The sequence below is a fragment of the Phenylobacterium montanum genome (assembly GCF_018135625.1).
Lineage (GTDB): Bacteria > Pseudomonadota > Alphaproteobacteria > Caulobacterales > Caulobacteraceae > Poindextera > Poindextera montana.
In genome coordinates, this window is record NZ_CP073078.1 from 2,388,965 (window position 1) to 2,409,575 (window position 20,611).

General features: G+C 66.1%; 19 protein-coding genes. 12 read left to right on the forward strand and 7 right to left on the reverse strand.

Annotated elements, in window-relative coordinates:
- Positions 1-10 precede the first annotated feature (10 nt).
- Genes KCG34_RS10720 through KCG34_RS10750 form a run of 7 tightly spaced genes read left to right on the forward strand, consistent with a single transcriptional unit; the run spans position 11 to position 7,114 of the window.
- Complete coding sequence (locus KCG34_RS10720; RefSeq protein ID WP_211940345.1) at positions 11-934, forward strand: alpha/beta fold hydrolase; 924 nt, start codon at positions 11-13, stop codon at positions 932-934.
- Positions 931-2,304 carry an aminotransferase gene (locus KCG34_RS10725; RefSeq protein WP_211940346.1) on the forward strand — a complete coding sequence of 458 codons (1,374 nt, stop codon included), beginning with the start codon at positions 931-933 and terminating at the stop codon, positions 2,302-2,304. Before KCG34_RS10720 ends, KCG34_RS10725 begins: the two co-directional genes overlap by 4 nt.
- A complete protein-coding gene (locus tag KCG34_RS10730) occupies positions 2,301-3,857 on the forward strand; it encodes an acetolactate synthase large subunit (protein ID WP_211940347.1) in 1,557 nt (518 codons plus the stop codon). The genes KCG34_RS10725 and KCG34_RS10730 overlap by 4 nt, the downstream gene beginning before the upstream one ends.
- A 4-nt stretch (positions 3,858-3,861) precedes the next feature.
- Positions 3,862-5,055 (forward strand): MFS transporter, encoded by a 1,194-nt coding sequence (locus tag KCG34_RS10735; RefSeq protein ID WP_211940348.1) that lies wholly within the window; start codon positions 3,862-3,864, stop codon positions 5,053-5,055.
- Positions 5,052-5,870: an SDR family NAD(P)-dependent oxidoreductase gene (locus KCG34_RS10740; protein ID WP_211940349.1), complete on the forward strand. Its 819-nt coding sequence runs from the start codon at positions 5,052-5,054 to the stop codon at positions 5,868-5,870. The genes KCG34_RS10735 and KCG34_RS10740 overlap by 4 nt, the downstream gene beginning before the upstream one ends.
- Before the next feature lie 25 nt (positions 5,871-5,895).
- A complete protein-coding gene (locus tag KCG34_RS10745) occupies positions 5,896-6,456 on the forward strand; it encodes a cytochrome b (RefSeq protein WP_249138299.1) in 561 nt (186 codons plus the stop codon).
- A gap of 28 nt (positions 6,457-6,484) precedes the next feature.
- Complete coding sequence (locus tag KCG34_RS10750; protein ID WP_249138300.1) at positions 6,485-7,114, forward strand: trimeric intracellular cation channel family protein; 630 nt, start codon at positions 6,485-6,487, stop codon at positions 7,112-7,114.
- 25 nt (positions 7,115-7,139) lie between these two features.
- Here KCG34_RS10750 and KCG34_RS10755 read toward each other — a convergent pair whose 3' ends face one another.
- The 6 genes from KCG34_RS10755 to KCG34_RS10780 form a co-directional block, all read right to left on the reverse strand.
- Positions 7,140-7,553 carry a carboxymuconolactone decarboxylase family protein gene (locus KCG34_RS10755; RefSeq protein WP_211940350.1) on the reverse strand — a complete coding sequence of 138 codons (414 nt, stop codon included), beginning with the start codon at positions 7,551-7,553 and terminating at the stop codon, positions 7,140-7,142.
- Positions 7,554-7,798: 245 nt separating this feature from the next.
- The gene (locus tag KCG34_RS10760) at positions 7,799-10,186 is read right to left on the reverse strand and encodes a TonB-dependent receptor (protein ID WP_211940351.1); all 2,388 of its coding nucleotides are present in this window, start codon (positions 10,184-10,186) and stop codon (positions 7,799-7,801) included.
- 483 nt (positions 10,187-10,669) lie between these two features.
- On the reverse strand, positions 10,670-11,368 hold the full coding sequence (locus KCG34_RS10765; RefSeq protein ID WP_211940352.1) for an IS6 family transposase: 699 nt from the start codon (positions 11,366-11,368) through the stop codon (positions 10,670-10,672).
- A 169-nt stretch (positions 11,369-11,537) separates the two neighbouring features.
- Positions 11,538-11,972: a type II toxin-antitoxin system VapC family toxin gene (locus KCG34_RS10770; RefSeq protein ID WP_211940353.1), complete on the reverse strand. Its 435-nt coding sequence runs from the start codon at positions 11,970-11,972 to the stop codon at positions 11,538-11,540.
- Between the two features lie 112 nt (positions 11,973-12,084).
- Positions 12,085-12,360 (reverse strand): hypothetical protein, encoded by a 276-nt coding sequence (locus KCG34_RS10775; RefSeq protein WP_211940354.1) that lies wholly within the window; start codon positions 12,358-12,360, stop codon positions 12,085-12,087.
- 240 nt (positions 12,361-12,600) lie between these two features.
- The gene (locus tag KCG34_RS10780) at positions 12,601-13,284 is read right to left on the reverse strand and encodes a TetR/AcrR family transcriptional regulator (RefSeq protein WP_211940355.1); all 684 of its coding nucleotides are present in this window, start codon (positions 13,282-13,284) and stop codon (positions 12,601-12,603) included.
- 83 nt (positions 13,285-13,367) lie between these two features.
- Between KCG34_RS10780 and KCG34_RS10785 the strand changes: the two genes are divergently transcribed.
- From KCG34_RS10785 to KCG34_RS10805, 5 genes are all read left to right on the forward strand, one after another.
- Positions 13,368-14,819 (forward strand): flavin monoamine oxidase family protein, encoded by a 1,452-nt coding sequence (locus KCG34_RS10785; protein WP_211940356.1) that lies wholly within the window; start codon positions 13,368-13,370, stop codon positions 14,817-14,819.
- Between the two features lie 32 nt (positions 14,820-14,851).
- Positions 14,852-15,232, forward strand: a complete 381-nt coding sequence (locus tag KCG34_RS10790) for a c-type cytochrome (RefSeq protein WP_211940357.1) — start codon at positions 14,852-14,854, stop codon at positions 15,230-15,232.
- 92 nt (positions 15,233-15,324) lie between these two features.
- A complete protein-coding gene (locus tag KCG34_RS10795) occupies positions 15,325-17,610 on the forward strand; it encodes a TonB-dependent receptor (RefSeq protein ID WP_211940358.1) in 2,286 nt (761 codons plus the stop codon).
- A 30-nt stretch (positions 17,611-17,640) separates the two neighbouring features.
- Positions 17,641-18,060: a hypothetical protein gene (locus KCG34_RS10800; RefSeq protein ID WP_211940359.1), complete on the forward strand. Its 420-nt coding sequence runs from the start codon at positions 17,641-17,643 to the stop codon at positions 18,058-18,060.
- 56 nt (positions 18,061-18,116) lie between these two features.
- Positions 18,117-19,781 carry an acyl-CoA dehydrogenase family protein gene (locus KCG34_RS10805; RefSeq protein WP_249138301.1) on the forward strand — a complete coding sequence of 555 codons (1,665 nt, stop codon included), beginning with the start codon at positions 18,117-18,119 and terminating at the stop codon, positions 19,779-19,781.
- A gap of 264 nt (positions 19,782-20,045) precedes the next feature.
- Here the strand turns inward: KCG34_RS10805 and KCG34_RS26150 are convergent, their stop codons facing one another.
- Positions 20,046-20,372 carry a nuclear transport factor 2 family protein gene (locus KCG34_RS26150; protein WP_211940360.1) on the reverse strand — a complete coding sequence of 109 codons (327 nt, stop codon included), beginning with the start codon at positions 20,370-20,372 and terminating at the stop codon, positions 20,046-20,048.
- Positions 20,373-20,611: the final 239 nt, after the last annotated feature.

Genomic DNA, 20,611 nt, shown 5'->3' on the forward strand with positions numbered 1-20,611 from the left:
GATGATGGGCATGAACCAGCCGGCCGCCGACGGCCCGCCGCCACCGGCGGCCCCTCTTGCGAACGAACGAACGCGCTTCGTACAGGTGAACGGTCTGCAGCTTTGCATTCGCGAATGGGGCGAAGCCGGCCGGCCGGCTATGGTCCTGCTTCACGGCCTGCGCGGCTTTTCCGCCACCTGGCGGACGCTGGCCCAGGCCCTGTCCCCGACCTGGCGGCTGGTCGCCATCGACCAGCGGGGCCGCGGCGAGAGTGACTGGGACCCTGAGGCCAACTACTATACCGACGCCTATCTGGCCGACCTCGAAGCCGTGGTCGACGGGCTCGGGCTGGAGCGCTTCGTGCTGGTGGGCCACTCGATGGGAGGGACCACCGCCTATGTCTATGCGGCACGCCACCCCTCGCGCGTGGCGGCCCTGGTTATCGAGGACATCGCCCCGGGCTCATCGGCCAAGGGCGCCGGCGCCGAGCGGATCATGCGCGAAATGTCGTCGCTTCCTGCCTCCTTCGAGACCTGGACCGACGCCCGCGCCTACTGGCGTAGCGCGCGCCCCAGCCTCGGAGAAGAGGCGCTGGAGCAACGCCTGGCCGAAAGCCTGCGCGAGGACGGAAGCGGCAGGATCACCTGGCGCTATGACGCCGCCGGCATCAGCCGCGTCCGGCTCAATCCGGACCCGGCGCGCACGGTCGATCTCTGGCCGGTCGTCGAGGCGTTGCAGGTTCCGACGCTCATCCTTCGCGGCGGCCAGTCCGACTTCTGCCCCGAGGCGACCGTCGGCGAGATGATCCGGCGCAACCCGCAGATATCCTCCGTCACCATTCCCGGCGCCAGCCACTACGTCCACGACGACGCGCCGGATCCCTTCCTTCAGCATCTCCGAAGCTTCCTTGATCACCTCGGAGCCCAGAACAGCTCAGGAGCCGTTGCGCCATGACCCTCGACATCCAGACCGCGGGCCAGATCGACCGCGCCAGCTTCTTCCACCCCTTCACCTCGGTCGCTGACCTGATGCGAGACGGTCCGACCATCATGGTCGAGGGCCAGGGCGTGCGCGTCACCGACATTCATGGGCGCGAATACCTCGACGGCATGGCGGGCCTCTGGTGCGTCAACATGGGCTACGGCCATCCGGCGATCACCGAGGCGATCGCCGCCCAGAGCCGGAAGCTTTCCTACTTCCACGCCTTCAACAGCATGTCGACCGACGTGGCCATCGAGTGCGCCGAGGAGGTGCTCAAGCGCGCGCCTGTCCCCATGGCCAGGGTGTTCTTCGGGGTGTCAGGCAGCGACGCCAACGAAACCCAGCTGAAACTGATCTGGTACTACAACAACCTGCGGGGGCTGCCGAAAAAGAAGAAGATCATCGCCCGCAAGTATGGCTATCACGGCTCGGGGGTCGCTACGGCCAGCCTAACCGGGCTGCCGAGCATGCACGGCCTGTTCGACCTGCCCCAGGGCCCGTTCCTGCATGTCTCGAGCCCACATTACTATCGCAACGCCCCGGACGGCGTGTCAGAGCGGGAATTCTCGCGACAATTGGCCGCCGAGCTGGAGGCCTTGATCGCGCGCGAGGGGGCCGACACCATCGCCGCCTTCTTCGCCGAGCCCGTGATGGGCGCCGGCGGCCTGATCGCCCCTCCCGAGGGCTATTTCGAGGCCATCGTTCCGATCCTTCGCGCACACGATATCCTGCTGGTCATGGACGAGGTGGTCTCGGGCTTCGGCCGCCTCGGGACCTATTGGGGCAGCCAGGCGATCGGCGTCGAGCCCGACCTGATCACCGCGGCCAAGGGCATTACCAGCGGCTATTTCCCGATGTCGGCCTGCCTGGTCTCGCCGAAGATCTGGGATGTCATCGAAAAGGGCTCGGAGACTGCGGGGCTGTTCGGGCACGGCTATACCTATTCGGCCCACCCGGTCGGCGCCGCCGCCGCCCTGGCGACCATGAAGGCGATCGACGAGCAGAAGGTCGTCGCCAATGTCGCCGAACTCGCCCCCTATCTTCACGAGTCGCTGAAGCGAGCCCTGGGCGACCACGCCCATGTCGGCGAGATTCGCGGCCGCGGGTTCATGGTGGGGATTGAGCTGGTGGCTGACCGCGCGACCAAGGCGCCCTTCAAGCCCGAGCTGCGCACAGGCCGCCAGGTGCTGAAGGCGGCGGCCGAGCGTGGCCTGATCACCCGAGCCCTCGGAGACACCCTGGTCTTCGCCCCGCCGCTGGTGTTCACCCGAAAGGACATCGACGAGCTGGTCTCCAAATTCAGTGCGGCGATCGAGGCTGTCGAGCCGAGCTGGCTGACATGACCGAGACGATGAACGGGGCGGTCGCCCTGCTCCGCACCGCCGAAGCGCTCGGCGCCCAGGTCTGCTTCGCCAATCCCGGCACGACCGAGCTGGTCCTGGTTCGGGCGTTGGAGGAAGTGACCGCGATCCGGCCGGTGCTCGGCTTGTTCGAAGGGGTCTGCACCGGCGCGGCGGACGGCTATGCCCGGGTGAGCGGCCGCCCAGCCCTGACCTTGTTGCACCTGGGCCCCGGTTTCGCCAATGGCGTCGCCAACCTGCACAACGCCCGCCGCGCCCACTCGGCGATCATCAACATCATCGGCGACCATGCCACCTGGCACCTGCCCTTCGATGCGCCGCTGACCTCAGACATCGAGTCCCTCGCCTCGCCGGTGTCGGGCGCGGTGATCAGGCTGAACTCCGCCGCGCACGTCGCCAGCGACGTCGCCGCCGCTTTCCGCAAGGCGGCTTCCCCGCCTGGCGCGATCGTCACCCTGATCGCGCCGACCGACGTGATGGAAGGGTCCGCGCCCGAGGTCGTCGCCGCCCCGTCGCCAGACCTGCGGCCGGCGGCCCAGGTCCCTGAGGGCCAGGTCGCCGCCTGCGCCCAGCTCATGGCCAAACCGGGGCCCCTTGTGCTTCTGATCGGCGGCGCCGCCCTCGGTGAACGGGGCCTTCGCGCCGCCGCGCGCATCCAAGAGGCCAGCGGCGCCAGGCTGCTCATGGAGCCCTATCCCGCGATCGTGGATCTGGGCGGCGATCTCCCGCACCTGGAGCGCCTGGCCTATTTCCCCGACGATGTCATTCGCCAGCTCGGTGACGCGAAGGTGATCCTGGCGGGGGCTCGCGAGCCGATAAGCTATTTCGGCTACGAGGGCCAGCCGAGTCAGCTCGTTCACGCCGACCGACTGACTGAGCTCGCCTCGCCAGAGGACGACACCGTTCTCGCGCTCGAGCAGCTGGCCGACAAGCTGGGCGCCGCGAAGACGGGCCCGGCGCCGCGCGCCCCAGCGCCGGCCGCCCCGCCCCCAGGCTTTTCGCCGGCGGCGATCGTCGAAGCGCTGATCGCGCTGATGCCGGAAGGGACGATCGTCTCGCTCGAAGGCTCCACGCTCGGCGGGCCCTTCCTGCAGCAGGCGCACCGGGCGCGGCGACACCGGGTGATGACCAATACCGGCGGCGCAATTGGCCAAGGCCTGCCCTGCGCCGTGGGCGCCGCCATAGCCTGCCCCGAGGCGCGCGTGATCTCGCTGCAATCGGACGGGAGCGCGCACTATACGCTCCAGGCCCTCTGGACCATGGCCCGGGAAGGCCTGCCGATCACCGTGATCATCGCGGCCAATCATCGGTACGGCATCCTTCAGACGGAGTTGCGCCGCTCAGGCGCGGACCTGGACCAGCCCGTGCTCGACCGGCTCACACAGCTGGATCAGCCCAGGGCTGACTGGGTCGCCCTGGCGCAGGGCTACGGCGTGCAAGCCGTCCGGGCGGCAGACGCCGAGTCGTTCCGGGCGGCGCTTCAACAAGGCCTCGATTTAGCCGGTCCGTTCCTGATCCAGGCGGAGCTACCTTAAGCCCATGGACGCCACACTCCCACCTCGCACCGCGCAGCACGACCAGCCTCACAAGCGGGCCGCCCTCGCTTCAGCCATGGCCCTTGGCGTCCTGGGCGCCCTGATCATCTGGATGGTTCCCGGCTTCATGAGCCTGCTGCCGGGCCTTGCGCCGCTGACCGACCAGCAGCTCGGCTATGTCTCGGCCTGGGACCTGAACGTCATGGCCCTGGCGATCGGCGCCAGTGCGCTTTTGCTGCACAGGGTCGATTGGCGCTGGCTGGTGGCCCTGAGCCTGGTCTTCATCGCCGCCGGCAACCTCGCCACAGGTTTCGCCCACACCTATCTGAGCATTGTGCTCGCGCGGGTCGTCGCCGGCGTTGGCGAGGGGCTCGCCATCGGCGTGTCGTTCGCCGCGCTCGGCCGCGCGGCCAATCCGGACCGGGCCTTCAGCATCTACCTTGTGGTCGGCGCCCTCATCAGCTCGGCCCTGCTGTGGCGCCTGCCCGCCCTGCAGAGCCGCTTCGGCTCGTCGGCCCTCTTCCTGGGGGTCGCCGCGATAGCCCTCCTGCTTGGAGTGACGCTACGCTGGTTCCCGGACGGAAGGCTCGCCGGCCGGGCCGGCGAAGCCGGCGCCCGCATCGACCGCCGCCTGGCGATCGCCGGCCTCGCCGGCGTGTTCTTCTACTTCATGGCCCAAGGCGCCATGTGGGGCTACCTTGAGCAGATCGGCCAGGCCCATCACCTGCGGGCGGACGACATCAGCCGGGCCCTGGCCATCGCCAATTTCGCCGGCATCGGCGGCGCAGCCTCGGCGAGCTTCCTGCCCAAGCGGCTCGGGCGCGGCCTCCCCCTGCTGGTCAGCGGCGCCGTGTCCATTGTCAGTTTCCAGATGCTGCAGGGCGGCGTCAGCGGAGTGGTCCTGCTGGCGGCCTCCGTGCTTCTCACATTCGCCTGGAACCTGTCGCAGCCGCTTCTGTCGGGCCTCTGCGCCGATGCGGACCCGGAGGGGCGCGTCGTCGCCGCCATGGGCAGCATCCAGACCCTGGGCTTCGGCTTTGGGCCTGCCGCCGCGGCCATGCTGTTGCAGCACGGGGACTTCGGGCCGGTGATCTGGGGCAGCAGCCTGGTGCTGGCCTTCGGCGTCGCCATCATCCTTGGCGGTCTGCGCCGGCCGGTTGGCGCAATCGGCGCAAATCAGGCGCCAGTCCGGCTATGACCGATTTAGCCGCTCCACCGGGGGCGACTGTCCCTCCCGTCGCCATCGTCACCGGCGCCAGCGCCGGCCTTGGCCTCGCCATCGCCCGCCGGCTCGCCCAGGACGGACATCGCCTGGCGCTGGCGGCGCGGCGCATCGGCCCATTGCAGGCGGCAGCCGAGGAAATCGGCGCGGCCGGCCCCTGCGGCGAAGCCACCTGCCTCGCCCTGCCGGCCGACGTAACCGACCAAGGGCAGGTCGATGGGCTGGTCGGCGAAACCCTCGCCCGGTTCGCTCGCATCGACGTGCTGGTCAACTGCGCCGCCAATCCGTCCGGGGTGACAGGCCCGGTCGAGCAGATCGACGCCGAGGCCGTGCTGCAGGACCTCAACACCAAGGTCGTCGGCTATCTGCGCTGCGCCAAGGCGGTCGCGCCGGCCATGAAGCGGCAGGGCGCCGGTCGGATCGTCAATATCGGCGGCCTGACCGGCCGCTCGTCCGAAACCTTGAGCGGTCTGCGCAACGTCGCCGTGTCGCACCTGACAAAGACCCTCTCCGACCAGCTCGGACCGTTCGGGATCACGGTCAACGCGGTGCATCCTGGGATCGTGCGGACGCCGCATCTGGACGAACTGTTTCAGGAGCAGGCAGACGCGGCCGGGCGCTCGCCGGGAGAGATCGAGGCCGAGTTCGTCGCCAGGATCCCGCTGCGGCGCGTGCTCGATCCGGCCGATATCGCCTCGGCCGTAGCGTTCCTGATCTCACCGGCGGCCGCCGCGATCACCGGCGAATCCCTGACCGTGGACGGCGGCTTCTCGCGCGGCGTCTACCTCTGAATCGAGCAGGCAAAAGAGCAAGCACGTGAAGGCCACCATCACCCCAACCATCGACAAGTACCCAAGGTCGATGCGGATCGTGCATTGGCTGAGGGCCCTGCTGATCTTCGGCCAGATCTGGGCCGGGTGGACCATGGTCTCGCTGCCAGACAAGGTTCCGGCCAAGTTCGACCTTTTCTACCCCTTCCATAAGTCGTTCGGCATCCTGATCCTGATCCTCGCCTTCACGCAGCTCGCTCTGCGCGCGCGAACGGTGCTGCCAAAGCCGCCAGCGAGCCTGCCGAGGTCCGAGGCTGCGCTTTCCAAAGTCGTGCACACGACGATCTATGTGCTTCTGATCCTGGTCCCGCTCGCAGGCTACGCCATGTCCAGTTCGTTCACCCAAAGCGATGGCGTGTTCTTCTTCGGCCTCTACCTGCCCGAACTGCTGCCGAAGAACGACAAGGCTTTCGAGGTCTACCGGCTGATCCACCGGGTGCTCGCCTATTCGCTGTTGGCGCTGGTGGTTCTGCATATCCTGGGGGCCCTGAAACATCGCTTTGTCGATCGGGACAAGGCCAACGACGTCCTCCAGCGGATGGTGTGAGGGTCGGGCCAGGAGCTAGACTGCGCCTATGGCGACCACGGCTGTCACGCCCATCCTGATGCCTGCCCTTGAGTGGATGAACTATATCGGCATCGCCGTCTTCGCTGCGTCCGGCGCCCTGGTGGCGGCCGACCGCCGCCAAACCTTGCTGACCTTCGCCTTTTTCGCCGTCGCGACTGCGGTGGGCGGCGGCACCGTTCGCGACCTCCTGATCGCCGCCCCGGTATTCTGGATCCGAGAGAACGCCACCCTCTTGATCTGCTTTTCGATGGCGCTGGCGGTGTGGTTGACCCCCGCCCGCTTCTGGGGCGGACGGGCTCTTGTGTGGCTCGACGCCGTGGGCCTTGCCGCCTACGCCGCCTACGGAGCGGCCAAGGCGCTCGCATTCGGCGTCGTGCCCGTTCCGGCCTTCGCGCTCGGGGTGCTCACCGCGTGCCTTGGCGGGATCGTTCGAGACGTGCTGGCCGGCGAACCGTCCATCCTGATGAAGCCGGAGCTCTACGTGACGGCGGCGGCGCTTTCGTCGGGCGTCATGGTCTTTCTAAGCTTGGCTGGCGCCCCCTCTTGGATCGCGGCAACCAGTGCGGCGGCGCTCGGCTTCGCCCTTCGCGCCGGCGCCCTCGTCTGGCGCTGGGGATTGCCGACTTATCGTACGTAGCGACGCCAAGCCGCCGCACCCCGGTTCAGATCCCCATTTCCTCAAAAACGCTCGCCGCCACCCGAAATGCATCCATGGCCGCAGGTACGCCGCAATAGATTGCAGTTTGCAAAAACACTTCCTGAATGTCGGATTTCGTCAGCCCGTTATTTAGGCTCCCCCGCACGTGGATCTTGAGTTCGTGCGGCCGATTGAGGGCGACAAGAAGACCCAGGTTGATGATTGATCGTTGCATCCGGTCGAGACCTGGTCGATTCCAGATTCCATCCCAGCACCACTCCGTCGTCAGAACTTGCATGGGCCAGTCGAATTCAGTGGCTCCATCCAGAGACGCCCGAACATAGCGTTCGCCCAACACCTCGCGCCTGGTAGACAACCCTCGCTGAAAGCTGTCCGAAGCGGCTGGGGCTTCTGGTTCGGTACTGCATTTGGCGCTCATTGGATCGTCCCGTTTTCCAAGGGCGCAATTGAAGCGCCCTGCCCATCCCCAGTCGCCCTCACCTCATCATTGGGGCATGCACCACAGGTGCGTGCCGCTCGGTTCGGCTGCGTGTTTCCTTTTGAGCCCTTTGGCTAGCGTCTGGGAAACGCACCTGCAGTGCATGACCTCGGCGGCGAGAAAGGAAAGGGACCTGCGGGGCGACTCGCAGGTCCTGCGAAGTGGCGTTGGGACTCGCCTTCGCGTCAGTTGCCGAACGACCGCTGGAAGCTGATGCCGATCGTCCTCGGCCGCAACGTCTCCACGCGGCGGAAGGTCGACCAGATCTGGCCCAGCGTGTCGATGCGGGTCAGCACCGGCCGGGTGTCGAGCAGGTTGTCGACATATAGGGTGGCCTCCCATGGCGACTTGTTTCGCAGCGTCAGTCTGGCGCCGACCAGGCTGTAGCTCGGCTTCACCGGCTCGGAGTAGTCGTCGAGGCGGTCACCCACATAGTTCCACTGCACCCGGAAGGTGTCGTCGGTTCCAGCGACGCTGAAGTTGGTGTCGACAGCGACATTGGCTGTCCATTTCGGCACATCGAGCAGCGGGGCGCCGGGCTTGATGCCGGTCCCGGGCGCTGACGAGGTGATCGTCGCATCGGTGTAGCCAAAGCCGCCGGAAAGGTTCAGCCATGAGTTCAGGCGCGCCACGGATTCGACTTCGGCCCCACGGGATCGGGCGTTGCCGGCGTTGGCCGTAAAGCTGAAGCCGCAATTGGGCAGACTGATCCGCTGTTGAACCTGACTCCACTCGATGTCGTAGACAGAGGCGTTGAGTGTCAGGCGGTTGTCGAACAGGCGATTCTTCGAGCCGAGCTCATAACTCCACAGACTATCAGGCCGATAGGTGCTCGGGGGGTTGGTGAGACCGATGGCCGCCAGGTCCTGGGCGCATCGCGACACCGGGATCGGCGAACTGGCGCCCCCGATCCGGAAGCCTTCGGCGGCCGAGAAATAGAGCTCCGAGGCCGGGACCGGCTTGTAGGAGAGCAGCACCTTGGGGGTGAAGCCCGTGCCGGAGGACGAGCCTGTCAGCGGAACGCCGGTCAGCGCGGAGCCGCCGCCGTAGAAAAGGCCGTCATTGTTGCGCACGAAGCTGGAGGAATAGCCGAAATACCGCCCGCCGACGGTGAGGGTGACGTTGTCGAGGATCTTGTAGTCCGCCTGGCCGAAGACCGATTCTTCCGAAATATGGTTGCGGATCTGGTTGTAGGCCAGCAGATCGCCCCAGGGCCACCCGCCGGACCCGAACACGGCGACGCCCAGCTGCTGGTAGGCGGGGAAGGTCGCCGAATAGCCGGGCACGTCGAACCGGTGCTGAGCGTCGCTGGTCGTGTGCTTGTAGAAGGCGCCGACCGTCCAAGTCAGAGGCCCATTGCCGCTGGAGCTGGCGCGCAGCTCTTCGGAGAAATTGTCCAGCCGGTTGTTCTCATGGATTGGGGCCGGGTAAGGCTGGACCGTCGCGGGAAAGGCGGAATTCGCGAACAGGTCGCCGACCGAGGCGAGCGAACCGTTCGCGAGCACCCGCTGGGCCGGCAAGAAGTTCGCGTCGTTGAGATTATAGTAGCCGAAGAAGTAGGTCATGGCATCCGACCAGTCCTCGGTATTCGAAATCTGCCGATGGGCATAGCCTGTGGCCGACAGGACGGTGAACTTGTGGAAGTCGTATTTCGCCGTCAGATCGTAGATTTCAAATTCGTCGGCATAGGGTTCGCTGATGTTGAACGGGCGGCGCTGATCCAGCGTTCCCGGCACGGAGTCATAGGAATTTTTGCCGCCCTGATCGATCTTCTGGTAGAAGACGCCGGGCTGGACATAGAAATCCGGGTTGATCTGGAAGCGCAGCGCCCCTCTGAGGCCCAGGACTTTTTCGGTATTGACGCCTTTATAGGTACGGATCGGACCTGTTCCGAGCCGATTGGGCAAGGTGACGCCCGATAGGGGAGTCGCCCCGGGGTCGCCGGGCGTGGCCGCAGGTCCGGTGATCGCCCCGCCCGCGTCGAAATTGCCGACCAGCCGGTTGATGTAGCCATCATAGTCGCGATAGCTGCCGACCAGGCGCAAGGCCACGCGATCGCCGATGGGAATGTTGACCATTCCCTTCACCTCGCCGTTGAGCCCGCCATGGTCGGTGTAGGAGGTGTCCGCCTTTACGTCGGCCGTGAAGCGCCCCAGCACAGGCTGCTTGGTCAGGATGCGGACAGCGCCGCCCATCGCGCCCGAACCGTAGAGCGTCCCTTGCGGTCCTCGTAGGATCTCAACGCGCTCGATGTCGAACAGGTCAGGATCGAGGTTGGATTGCTGATAGGACGTCTCGGAGTCGGAAGAAGCTCCAGAGATCGCCAGGTCGTCGAGGTAGTAGCCGACCGTCGAGGAAATCCCCGCGTTCGATGAAATGCCGCGCAGTTCCAGCTGCTGTCGTCCGGGACCGGCGGAGCGGAACGCCAACGAGGGCACGCCGCTGGCCAGGTCCTCGAAATTCATCACGCCGCGCCGTTCGAGCTGCTGGCCGGTCACGGCGGTGATGCTCATCGGCACGTTCTGCAACGTCTCCGACCGTTTCTGCGCCGTGACGATGACCTCCTCCACCATGAGAGGCTTGCTCGCCGCCGCCCCCGCGCCCGGCTGGGCCGCAGGCGGCGCCCCTTGGGCCTGGGCCGCGATAGGCAGCAGGGACGCCGCGAGGAACAACCACGCAGGCAAATCATGTCGGTGGTGGCGAACGCCGCTCCCTTCTCCGGTTCTCTGCATTCCAACTTCCCCATTTCGGCGCCGACCTTTGTCGGGGCGACCGGTTCGATATGGCCGCAATGGAGAGCGAGCTCCCCGCCGTGGCGCCCTTTCGCAAGGACGGGGGCACCGTAGTCAGATTTTTCGTCGGTTGCAATAATTCATCTATTACCTTGTTTGCGGCTCATTGTTGCGTATACGCAACTCCCGCCATTCACTCTGCCGGCGCGCGGCCTGATCGCGGTCGCGCGGAACCCTGCTTCGGAGTTGCCAAGCTGGTCGCTTGAAAGGGAACTGACACGTTAAGTCAGCCGGACCGAAATCGCCCCCTCCCCTGTCCCGGCTTCAGGCCGCCTGGGTCGCGATCGCCCACTCCCGGTGAGCCCGGGCTCGCAGGGCCCGCAGTCCGCGTCGGGAGATCAAGTGGGGCTTGAGATTAAAGGTATTGTAGACGGCGGCCTGGCTGGCGAGGAAGCGTTGGGCTGAGCCCTGGCTTTTGAACTTCTGCTTCTTTCGCTCTCGTCGTCGAATGACCAGGTGGGAATTTTCCGCCCGATTGTTCTCCCCCATGCCGCCCGGCAGATGCCGCGCGTTGAGATTCAAGGCTTTGGTCGCCGCGCGATACGCGGCCAGCTTGTCTGTGGTGATGCTCTCGGGATGGATCCCCTGGTTCTTCAACAGGCGTCGCAGCAGTTTCAGGGCGGCGTGCTTGTTGCGCCGCTTCTGCACCAGTACGTCAAGCACCTCGCCCTCGTCGTCCACAGCGCGCCACAGATACATGCGCCGCCCGGCGATCTTCACCACCATTTCGTCCAAATGCCAGCGGCCCGTCGGCGGCGATCGTCGGCGTCGCAGGTTCGCAGCGATCAGCGGACCGAACTTGTTCACCCAACAGCGCACCGCCTCCCGACTAACCTCGATCCCGCGCTGGGCCAGCAACTCCTCGACATCGCGGATGCTGAGCGTGAAGCGGAAATAGAGCCACACCGCCTGGCGGATCACGTCCGGCGGAAACCGGTGGCGCTTGAAGGAAATAGGTTTCATCGACTCCGCCTGCCCTCCCGACCGGTCAGGCTGCCCAAACCGCGGTCGAGTTTCCTCGTTCGTTCCAATTGCGGAGACAAGTTAGCGTTAGACTACCAGCACCGATCGAGGCTTGAGGGCTCCGCGAAGTCGAACCGAGCATCGCCCTTCAAGGCTCTGTCATTCGCCCCTATGGCGTCCGATAGAGCAACAGCCCCGATCCCGGCAGCAGCTGGTCGAAGAGATCGAAGTCGACGATGTTCGCGGTCAGGATCGCACACCCCATCTCACGGGCCTGCAAGAAAAGCAGAGCGTCGTTGAGGAGTTCCAGGCCCGAAGGGCGGCCGCCAAGCCGTGCCGCCATGCCGGCGAGCATGCCGGCCTCGCCGCAGGTGCGGGACGAGGGTGGTGTCAATCGGTGGGTCGGAATGTCGTCGATCGCATCGCCTACGGCGGACAGCGTCCTTCGCGTGCCCGAGTGGTTGGGATCGAGGCGACCGAAGAGATGGGTCAGTTCGGTTAGGACGACGGTCGAGTGATTCACGATGCGAAGCTGCAAAAGATTGTCCACCTCGACTGGCGTCTTTCCCTGCAGGACATCCAGATAGACGCAGGTGTCGAGCAAGAGCTCAGCGCCTGGCCCCGGTGCGCCAACCCATGGCAAATCAGTTTCCGGCCGGCGAGCCAGTGGGCTGGATTTTCGCTGCGGCTTGATCCGGCGTAGCGAGCCTGCGCGATCAAAGCCCAAGGTCTAGATCGCTGCTGATCGAACCCTTGCGCGCTACGAGCTTGGCGCCGAAATCGTCCTCGAGCGCCACCTTGGCGAGGGCGTATTCCACCAGATCCGTGGTCGAGGCGATGCCGGTCCGCGCCTTCGCCTGGTCGAGGAGATGTTGCGGGACGCGGGCCCCGACGTGGCTGTTTTCGCCGCGCAGCAGCCCCGCCTCCTTCGCAGCCGCCACCACGGACTCACGACGACGAACAACGAATTCAGTTATCGGGGAAGCGGACATGGAGACACCTTTCAGCGTTCAACATAATCCCATCTTTGTTTTACGGCAAGGCCCCTCAGCCATCCCTCCCTGGCCGACCGCAATGACCGGATTCGGGAAGCCGACGCTTCTGTGGGGGCCCAACTCGGGACGACAGCAACTGGCGACGGCCGGCCGGCTCAAGCCAGCAACGCACGGTGTTCAGCCCCGCCGTGCTAGACCCCACTGCCCCCGTCCAAGGGCGCCCTGGTCGCTACACGCTTAACCCGCCGCGTCAGAGGCCAGCTCCGGCACGACGACGCCGATCATGCTCACCGCGAGGTCGATCATCCGCTCGAGCGGAACCGCCCTTTCCCCACGCGTGCCGTAGAGCACCGTCGTGCCTTCCGACAACAAGGCTACAAACTGCACGAGATCGCGGACCGCCACCGGGTCAGCACTCGGACAGGCGCGCTGGAGGGCGGTGGCGATATTGTCCATGATCTCGTCGTAGAGATCGTCCACCGCCTCACGCACGACCTCGTCGTGCAGGGACATCGCCCACAGCTCGCGATACACCCGAACCGTATCGTCGGCGACAGCGTCCAGCATCAGCCAGCGCAGCATCGCCCCAAGGTCCGTTCCCGGCGCCAGCGGCGAGTCCTCCAGGGCGGCCCGCAGGCGATCGGAATAGCGGCTGACCAGCCGCTCGATCAGGGCGCGCAGCAATTCGAGCTTGCTGGGGAAGTGGTAGGACAGGTTGCCTGGCGCGATGGCCGCTGCTTCCGCCACGCGGCGCGTGGTGAAGCCGGCATAGCCGTGCTGCATCAAGACGGCCTCGGCGCTGTCGAGAATGCGATCGATGGTGGCGCCTCTTTCGCCGGCCGAAACCGGCGCTGCGCCTTGCCCTCCACCTTTCCGGGCGCGGCGGATTGGCCCTGCCTTTCCAATGGAATCGTCAGCCATGGCCGTAGTCTACAACACCACGCTTGACAGTCTAGGGCGATCGCCCTAATTGATTAGGGCAAATGACCTAATCGGAGGGGCGATTGTCCAGCAAGGACCGGGTAACCCGCAACAACGTTTCGCGCCGCCTGTTCATGGGCCAGGCTGCGATGACCACCGCCGGGGCCGGCCTGCTCGCCGCGCCGGCCGTAGCGGCCGAGACCACCGGGGCGCACAAGGCGCGTCGCGCGCGCCAGACCGACTACGACGTCATCGTCGTCGGCGGCGGGTTCTCGGGCGTCACGGCCTCGCGCGACCTGCAGAAGAACGGCCTGAAAACCCTGCTCCTTGAGGCCAAGAGCCGCCTGGGCGGGCGCACCTTCGACACCCAGTTCCGCGGCCATCACATCGAGCTCGGCGGGACCTGGGTGCACTGGACCCAGCCGGCGGTGTGGTCGGAGATCACCCGTTACGGCATGGCGGTCGAGGAGACGCCGGGCGCAGTCCCCGAACAGGCGGTGGTCGTCGACGGCGCCGGCCGTACGGCCTTCGAAGTCACAAGCCGGATCGAGGAGATCGCGACGGGCGTCGGCGCCTATTTCGCTGAGGCCGCAACCGTCTGGGACCGGCCCTACGATTCCAAACATTGCTGGGCGCAGATCGCGAGTCGCGACGCCATGACCGCGGCCGACCGCCTGAAGGCGGTGTCGCTGACGCCGCTGCAGCGCGGGTTCGTCGTACCGGTCGTCGAATCCATGGCCCACTGCCCGATCGACCAGGCGTCCTATGTGGAGATGATGCGCTGGTACGCCCTCGGCCTGAACAGCTGGGGCGTGACCTTGGATGCGGTCGCCCGCTACAAGCTGATCGACGGCACGGGCGCCCTGGCCCGGCGCATCGCCGCCGACGGCAAGGTCGAGATCCGCCTCGGAAGCTCCGTTCGCCGCATCGAGCAGGTGCGCGACGGGGTGATCGTCACGCCGCGAAGCGGCAAGCCTGTGACCGCCCGCGCGGTGGTGCTGGCCTTGCCGCCGCGCGTGCTCAAGACCATCGAGTTCGCCCCGGCGCTGTCCGACGGCAAGCTGGCCGCGTCGCGGAGCGGCTACACTCCGTCGGGCATCAAGGTCTATGCCGAGGTCAAGGGTCGGCTCGGCAAGGTCCAGTGGGCGGCTTCCGGAACCCAGGGGCCGGGCACCTTCTTCACCTACAAGGAACTCGACAACTCGACCCTCATCGTCGGGTTCTCGCCCCGCGCCGACGCCTTCGACGGCAATGACGAGGCGGCGGTGCAGGCGGTCCTGCGCCAGTTCGATCCCAACCTCGAAGTGCTCGGCTGCACCAGCTACGCCTGGGGCAAGGACCCGTTCGCGCTCGGCACCTTCTCCGGCTTCGCGCCGGGCGGGATGACCAAATATTTCGATGAATTGGCCCGCCCCGAGGGCCGGATCTACATGGCCGGCGGCGATGTCGGCGACAACGGCTGGCGCAACTTCATCGACGGGGCCATCGCCCGCGGCGCCATCATCGCCCGCCAGGTCAGCGAGGTGCTGATCTGATGCCGGCCCTCACGACAAAGCAATTTGCGTTGGTGGCGAGCCTTGCCGGCGCCCTTCTGGCGGCGACTTCCGGCGCGCAGGCGAACCCGAGCTGCGACGCCCGCCCCGGGGCGGACATCTATTCCGCAAAGTGCGCGACCTGCCATTCCATCGTCAAGGACCAGCCGGGCACGGTCGGCCCCAGCCTCTGGGGCGTCATCGGCCGACGGCCCGCCAGCGAGCGCGGCTTCGCCTATTCGGCGGCCATGTCCGCCCGCAAGGACCGCTGGAGCCCGGCCGTGATCGACTGGTTCCTGACCGACCCGCCGGGCCGTGTGCCCGGGACCTACATGGCTTTCTCCGGGCTGAAGGACGCCGCCGCCCGCGCCGCGGTGATCTGCTTCCTGGGGACCACCAGCGCGCACCTGAAGTGACCTGACGGCGTCCGCCCCGCGCCGAGCGAACGGGCGTGAGCCGCAGAAAACCAATCCAACAAATCGGGCCGAACGGCTCGGGGAGGCTGACCGTGACCAAATCCTGCCTGCTGCGCGGCGCAACGCCGTTGGCGACGCTATTGATGCTGGGCGTCGCGCACGCCGCTTTCGCCCAGACCGCGGCGCCAGCGAGCGGATCGCCCGCGGGCGCCGACACTGTGAGCGAAGTCGTGGTCACCGCCCAGAAGCGGACCGAGCGGCTGCAGGACGTGCCGGTCGCGGTCTCGGCCCTGTCCGGCGCTCAGCTGAGCAACCAGCACGTCGCCAAGGTCGACGACATCACCTCGTTCGTCCCCTCGCTGCAGGCCACTTCGCCCGATGGCGAGGGCACGCCGATCTTCGCCCTGCGCGGGGTCTCGATGTCGGACTACAGCCTCAGCCAGGATGGCCCGGTCGCCACCTATTTCGACGAGACCTACGCCAGCGCCTTTGCCCTCCTCGGCATTCGCATGTTCGACCTGCAGCGGGTGGAGGTGCTGAAAGGGCCGCAAGGCACGCTCTACGGCAAGAACACAACGGGCGGCGCGATCAACATCATCTCCAACAAGCCGACCTTCACCCCCAGCGGCGACTTCAGCGTCGGCTATGGAAACTACAATCACTGGCAGGCATCGGGCGACGTCAACGGCCCGCTCCTGGGCGACAAGCTCGCCGGCCGCTTCGCCTTCACCGCCGAAAAGGCGAACGGGTGGATGAGCGACGCCCTGCCGGGCAAGCCGAAGCTCGATGCCCTCGACGGCTACGCCGGTCGCCTGAGCCTGCTGGCCCGGCCGACCAGCAATTCGGAGTTCACCTTGAGGATCGCGGGCAGCTGGCAGAACCCGATCAACTACGGGATCAAGGGCGAGCCGCTGGACTCAACCGGCATCGGCGGGCCGGTCTACAACCTGTTCGGCCTTCAGGGCTATGTTCCGCCCGCGAACCTGGGCCCCGATACGGTCCAGAACGCCGAGACCGCCCGACGGCTCGCCGAGACCTGGTCGGCCTCGCTGCACGGCGACATCCAGCTGCCGCATCACCTGGCCCTGACGACGATCACCGCGTGGGACTGGGGCAAGCTGTTCATACCGGAAGCCTCTGACGGCGCGCCCAACCAGGCCCTGCAGATCAGCTATTTCGCCCGCGCCCGGCAGTTCGCCCAGGACCTGCGGCTGACCTCGAACTTCACCGGGCCGTTCGACTTCATGCTCGGCGCCTATTTCAACCGCGAGGAAATCTACAACGCGACGATGAACACGCTCTACGCCGACATCGACGTCAACGGCGACGGGGTGATCAACGCCCAGGACTGCCTGGCCGGCTTCCCGGTCGCCTGCAGGGTCGGCAACAGCTTCACCCAGATCAAGACCAGCACCGCCGTCTATACGGACATGAAGTACAGGCTCACCGACCACATCACGTTGCGCGGCGGCCTGCGCTACACACGCGACGACGGCCGTCTGGGCGGCTTCGAGTCCCAGTTCCAGGACGTTCAGGGGAACTTCCTGGGCTATCTGGTCCAGCCCAGCGACGTTGCGGCGGAAGGCGCGAACCGCTTCAAGCGGAGCAATGTCTCGGGCAAGGCCGGCGTCGACTACAAGACCTCGAGCGGCCAGCTGTTTTATCTGAGTTTCAGCCGGGGCTATCGCGGCGACGCCTTCAACGCCCAGGGCTTCTTCTCCCCGGCGGAAGTCACTGTCGCCAAGCCGGAGACGCTCAGCGACATCGAAGGCGGCGCCAAGCTGCAGCTATTCGATCGGCGCATGACGCTGAACCTGTCGGCCTACCACTACGACTACCAGAATATGCAGTTCATCAACGTCACGCCGACTTTGCTGCAGCAATTGGTGAACCTGCCCAAGGCGACGGTCGATGGGGGCGAGCTCGAGTTGACCGCCCGCCCTACCCATGCGCTCAGCCTGCACCTCGGGCTGGGGGTGCTCAGCTCCGAAATCCAAGAGGGGCAGTTGCTGGGCCAGGACCTCAAGGGCCATCAACTGGCCAACGCGCCCAAGATCAACACGACGATCGGGGCCGACTGGACTATCGCCGACCTCAGCGCCGGCACGCTGGCCCTGCATGGCGATTCTGTGATCACCTCGAAGCAGTATTTTGACGTCTTCAACGGCGAGGCCCAGGCGCAGAAGGCCTATGGCCTGGTCAACGGCAATCTCGGTTTCAGGTCATCCGACCACCGTTGGGGCGTCAGCCTCTGGGCCAAGAACCTGCTGGACCAGCACTACTACAACTCGATCATCAAGGTTCAGTCGTTCAACCTGAACTACATGCACGTTGGCACGCCGCGCATGTTCGGCGCCAACCTCGACTACTCGTTCTGACACCCAACAACACCAACAGGGAGGTCACAGATGTCCGACCAGCCTATTTCCAAGTTCATGCTCACGACCAAGGGCGCCATCAATCTCGTTTTCGGGGCGGGTATGGTCGCGGCGCCGGCCCAATTGCTTCACCTGTACGGCATGAGCCTCGATCCGTCGGGCGTGTTCCTGGCCCACCTGTTCGGCGCGGGCCTGCTGGAGATCGGCGCGGTTCAGGTCCTGGCCCGCAATACGCCGCGGGGCGCGCTGAAATCGGCGCTGGTGGGCGCGGTCGCCGTGTTCGACCTGATCGGCCTCGGCCTGGCCGTCCCGGGCATGCTCGCCGGGGTGATGAACACGATGGGCTGGGCCGACGTGGGCCTCTACGCCTTCGCCGGCTTCGGCTTTGCGCTGGCCTGGCTGAAGGAATGCCGGACACCGTCCGCAGCCTCGGCCGCGCCGGCGCACTGAGTTCTCGCGGTAGGGCGTTGGTGGAACAATAACGTGGTTTCGATCGGACCCTAGCCGTGGAACGGACAGCGATGGACTGGCGCACTCACGAGATCGAAAATCAGGTCAACGAACTGGTCGACTACGACCTCTTCTCCACCGACGCGGCATTGGTCGAGGCCGTTGCCCGCGTGGGCGGGGACTGGTTCGCCAACACCCTGGGCGACTACGGCGCCGAGCTCGGCCGGACGGAGACCTGGCGGATGGCGGCGGACGCCAATCGCTTGACGCCTGAACTCGAGCGATATGACGCTCGCGGCCGGCGGATCGACCAGGTGTCCTTTCATCCGAGCTGGCACGCGATCTTGGAGCTCTATCGCAACCGAGGGCTCGTCTCCCTCCCGTTCCGCGATGAGCTGCGCGGGCGTTGGGGCGCCTGGGTGGCGGGTTTCTACCTGCATGGCCAGATCGAGGCGGGAACCCTCTGTCCGGCCACCATGACCCAGGCGGCGATTCCGTTGCTGCAGAAGGAGCCGGCCTTGTGGGCGACCGTCGGCGACAAGCTCTACAGCGACCGCTACGACCCGCGCGACCTGCCGATCCGCGACAAGGCCTCGATCTGGATCGGCATGGGCATGACCGAGAAGCAGGGCGGTTCTGACGTGCGGTCCAACACCACCGCGGCGACGCCGGTCGGCGTCGGCGGGCGCGGCGGCGAATACCTGTTGCGCGGCCACAAATGGTTCTTTTCCGTTCCCACCTCTGACGCCCATCTGGTCGTGGCCAAGACGCCGGACGGCTCGCCCTCCTGCTTCTTCGTCCCGCGCTACCGCCCCGACGGCTCGCGCAACGCCATTCGCGTCCAGCGCCTGAAGGAAAAGGTCGGCAACCGCAGCAACGCCTCCAGCGAAGTGGAGTTCGAGGACGCCTGGGGCGTGCTGATGGGTGAGCCCGGCCGCGGCATCCCCACCATTATCGAGATGGCCGGCTATACGCGCTTGAACTGCGTGGTCGGCAGCGCCGCGATGCTACGGCAGGCGTTGGTGCAGGCGCTGGCCTATACCCGCAAGCGCCGGGCCTTCGGACGCGCGCTTGCAGACCAGCCACTGATGCGCGCGGTGCTCGCGGACCTGGCCCTGGAGAGCGAAGCGGCCCTGGTGCTGGCCATGCGCCTGGCCGAAGCGTTCGAGGCCGGGGATGATCCGGCCCAGCGCGCCTGGAAGCGCATCATGACGCCGGCGGCCAAGTTTTGGGTCTGCAAGCGCGCTGTCGAGGCGTGCGGCGAGGCGATGGAGGCCCTGGGCGGCAACGGCTATGTGGAGCCCGGCGTGATGGGCCGGTTCTATCGTGAGGCGCCGGTCAACTCGATCTGGGAGGGATCGGGCAACGTCATGTGCCTGGACGTCATCCGTGCGATGGCGCGTGAGCCGGAATCCGCCACGGCCCTGCTGGACGACCTCGCCCCCTCGGGCGGCGGCGAGGCGCCCATCCGCGCGGAGCTGGCAGCGCTCAGGGACCTTTTGACCGGCGATCCGGAGGTGCTGGAGGGGCGCGGAAGGCGCATCGCCCAGCGCCTAGTCCTGGTCGCTCAAGCGGCCCTGCTACGCGAGCGTGCGCCGAGCTTCGTCGCCGACGGCTTCATCGCCACCCGCTTCGCGCCCGACTGGGGCCGGGTGATCGGCGGCATCGATCCAGCCGGGCTCGACGTGGAGCCGCTGCTCGCCCGCGCCTTTCCAACGTGACGGAATCATCATTGTCAGGATCGCGGCCACTGCCCCGGTAGCTTGCCAACGGCGGAGACCCGAAAAGGCGCCCCCTAACTACGCCCCCGGTCATGACCGCTCTGGAGCAAGTCGCCTGAATCCGACCGAGCAGTTGCTATGACAGGTATTGGCGAGCCCCGCCGGGACTGTCGGCGAAGATGCGCCACAAGCGGTGACCTTGATGAATGCTGCTGGGTCGCGCAGGAAGAGCAGGAAGGTTTGTTGGCCAGTCCCCGGCAAGCATCATTCGGCACGTGTGGGCGTGCCCTGATGAAAGACCAACTGCCACCGATCGCCGATCAGCATCCAAATAGAGCTTCTCAACGAGCGGGCATCTGGGACGCCTTCTCGTGTCCTGACATGGCTATAAGTCAACAGGACCACACCCTTGGCGAGGGGTCTAAGTTCATATCCGTCATTCGCCATCTCCGCCCACGCGCCGACGTTCTCTGCGGCTAAGGCCGAAATTACGGATTCCTTATGATAAATTTGACCAGACGCCGAATTCGAGAAAATCGTCCGACAAGATCCCGGGAAGTACTTGCGGTGAATGGCGCATCGCAGGATCAATAATTTTCTGCTCCAACGATATAAGCAACTCGAGTGTCCCTGGCGCTGTCATAACCTTCTCCACCATCTCCGACCGCATTGTCTTGGGGAGTTCTGCGACCTTAGGCGTCACAGTCAAGTCGGCCGAAAAGGCGGCTCAGCGCCATCCTCCGCCGAGCGTTACGACGGCTTCCAGGGAACTGGCCCAGCCGTAGGGTTGCCATGTCCAACGACGACATCTGGCGAGCAGGCGTAGGTCG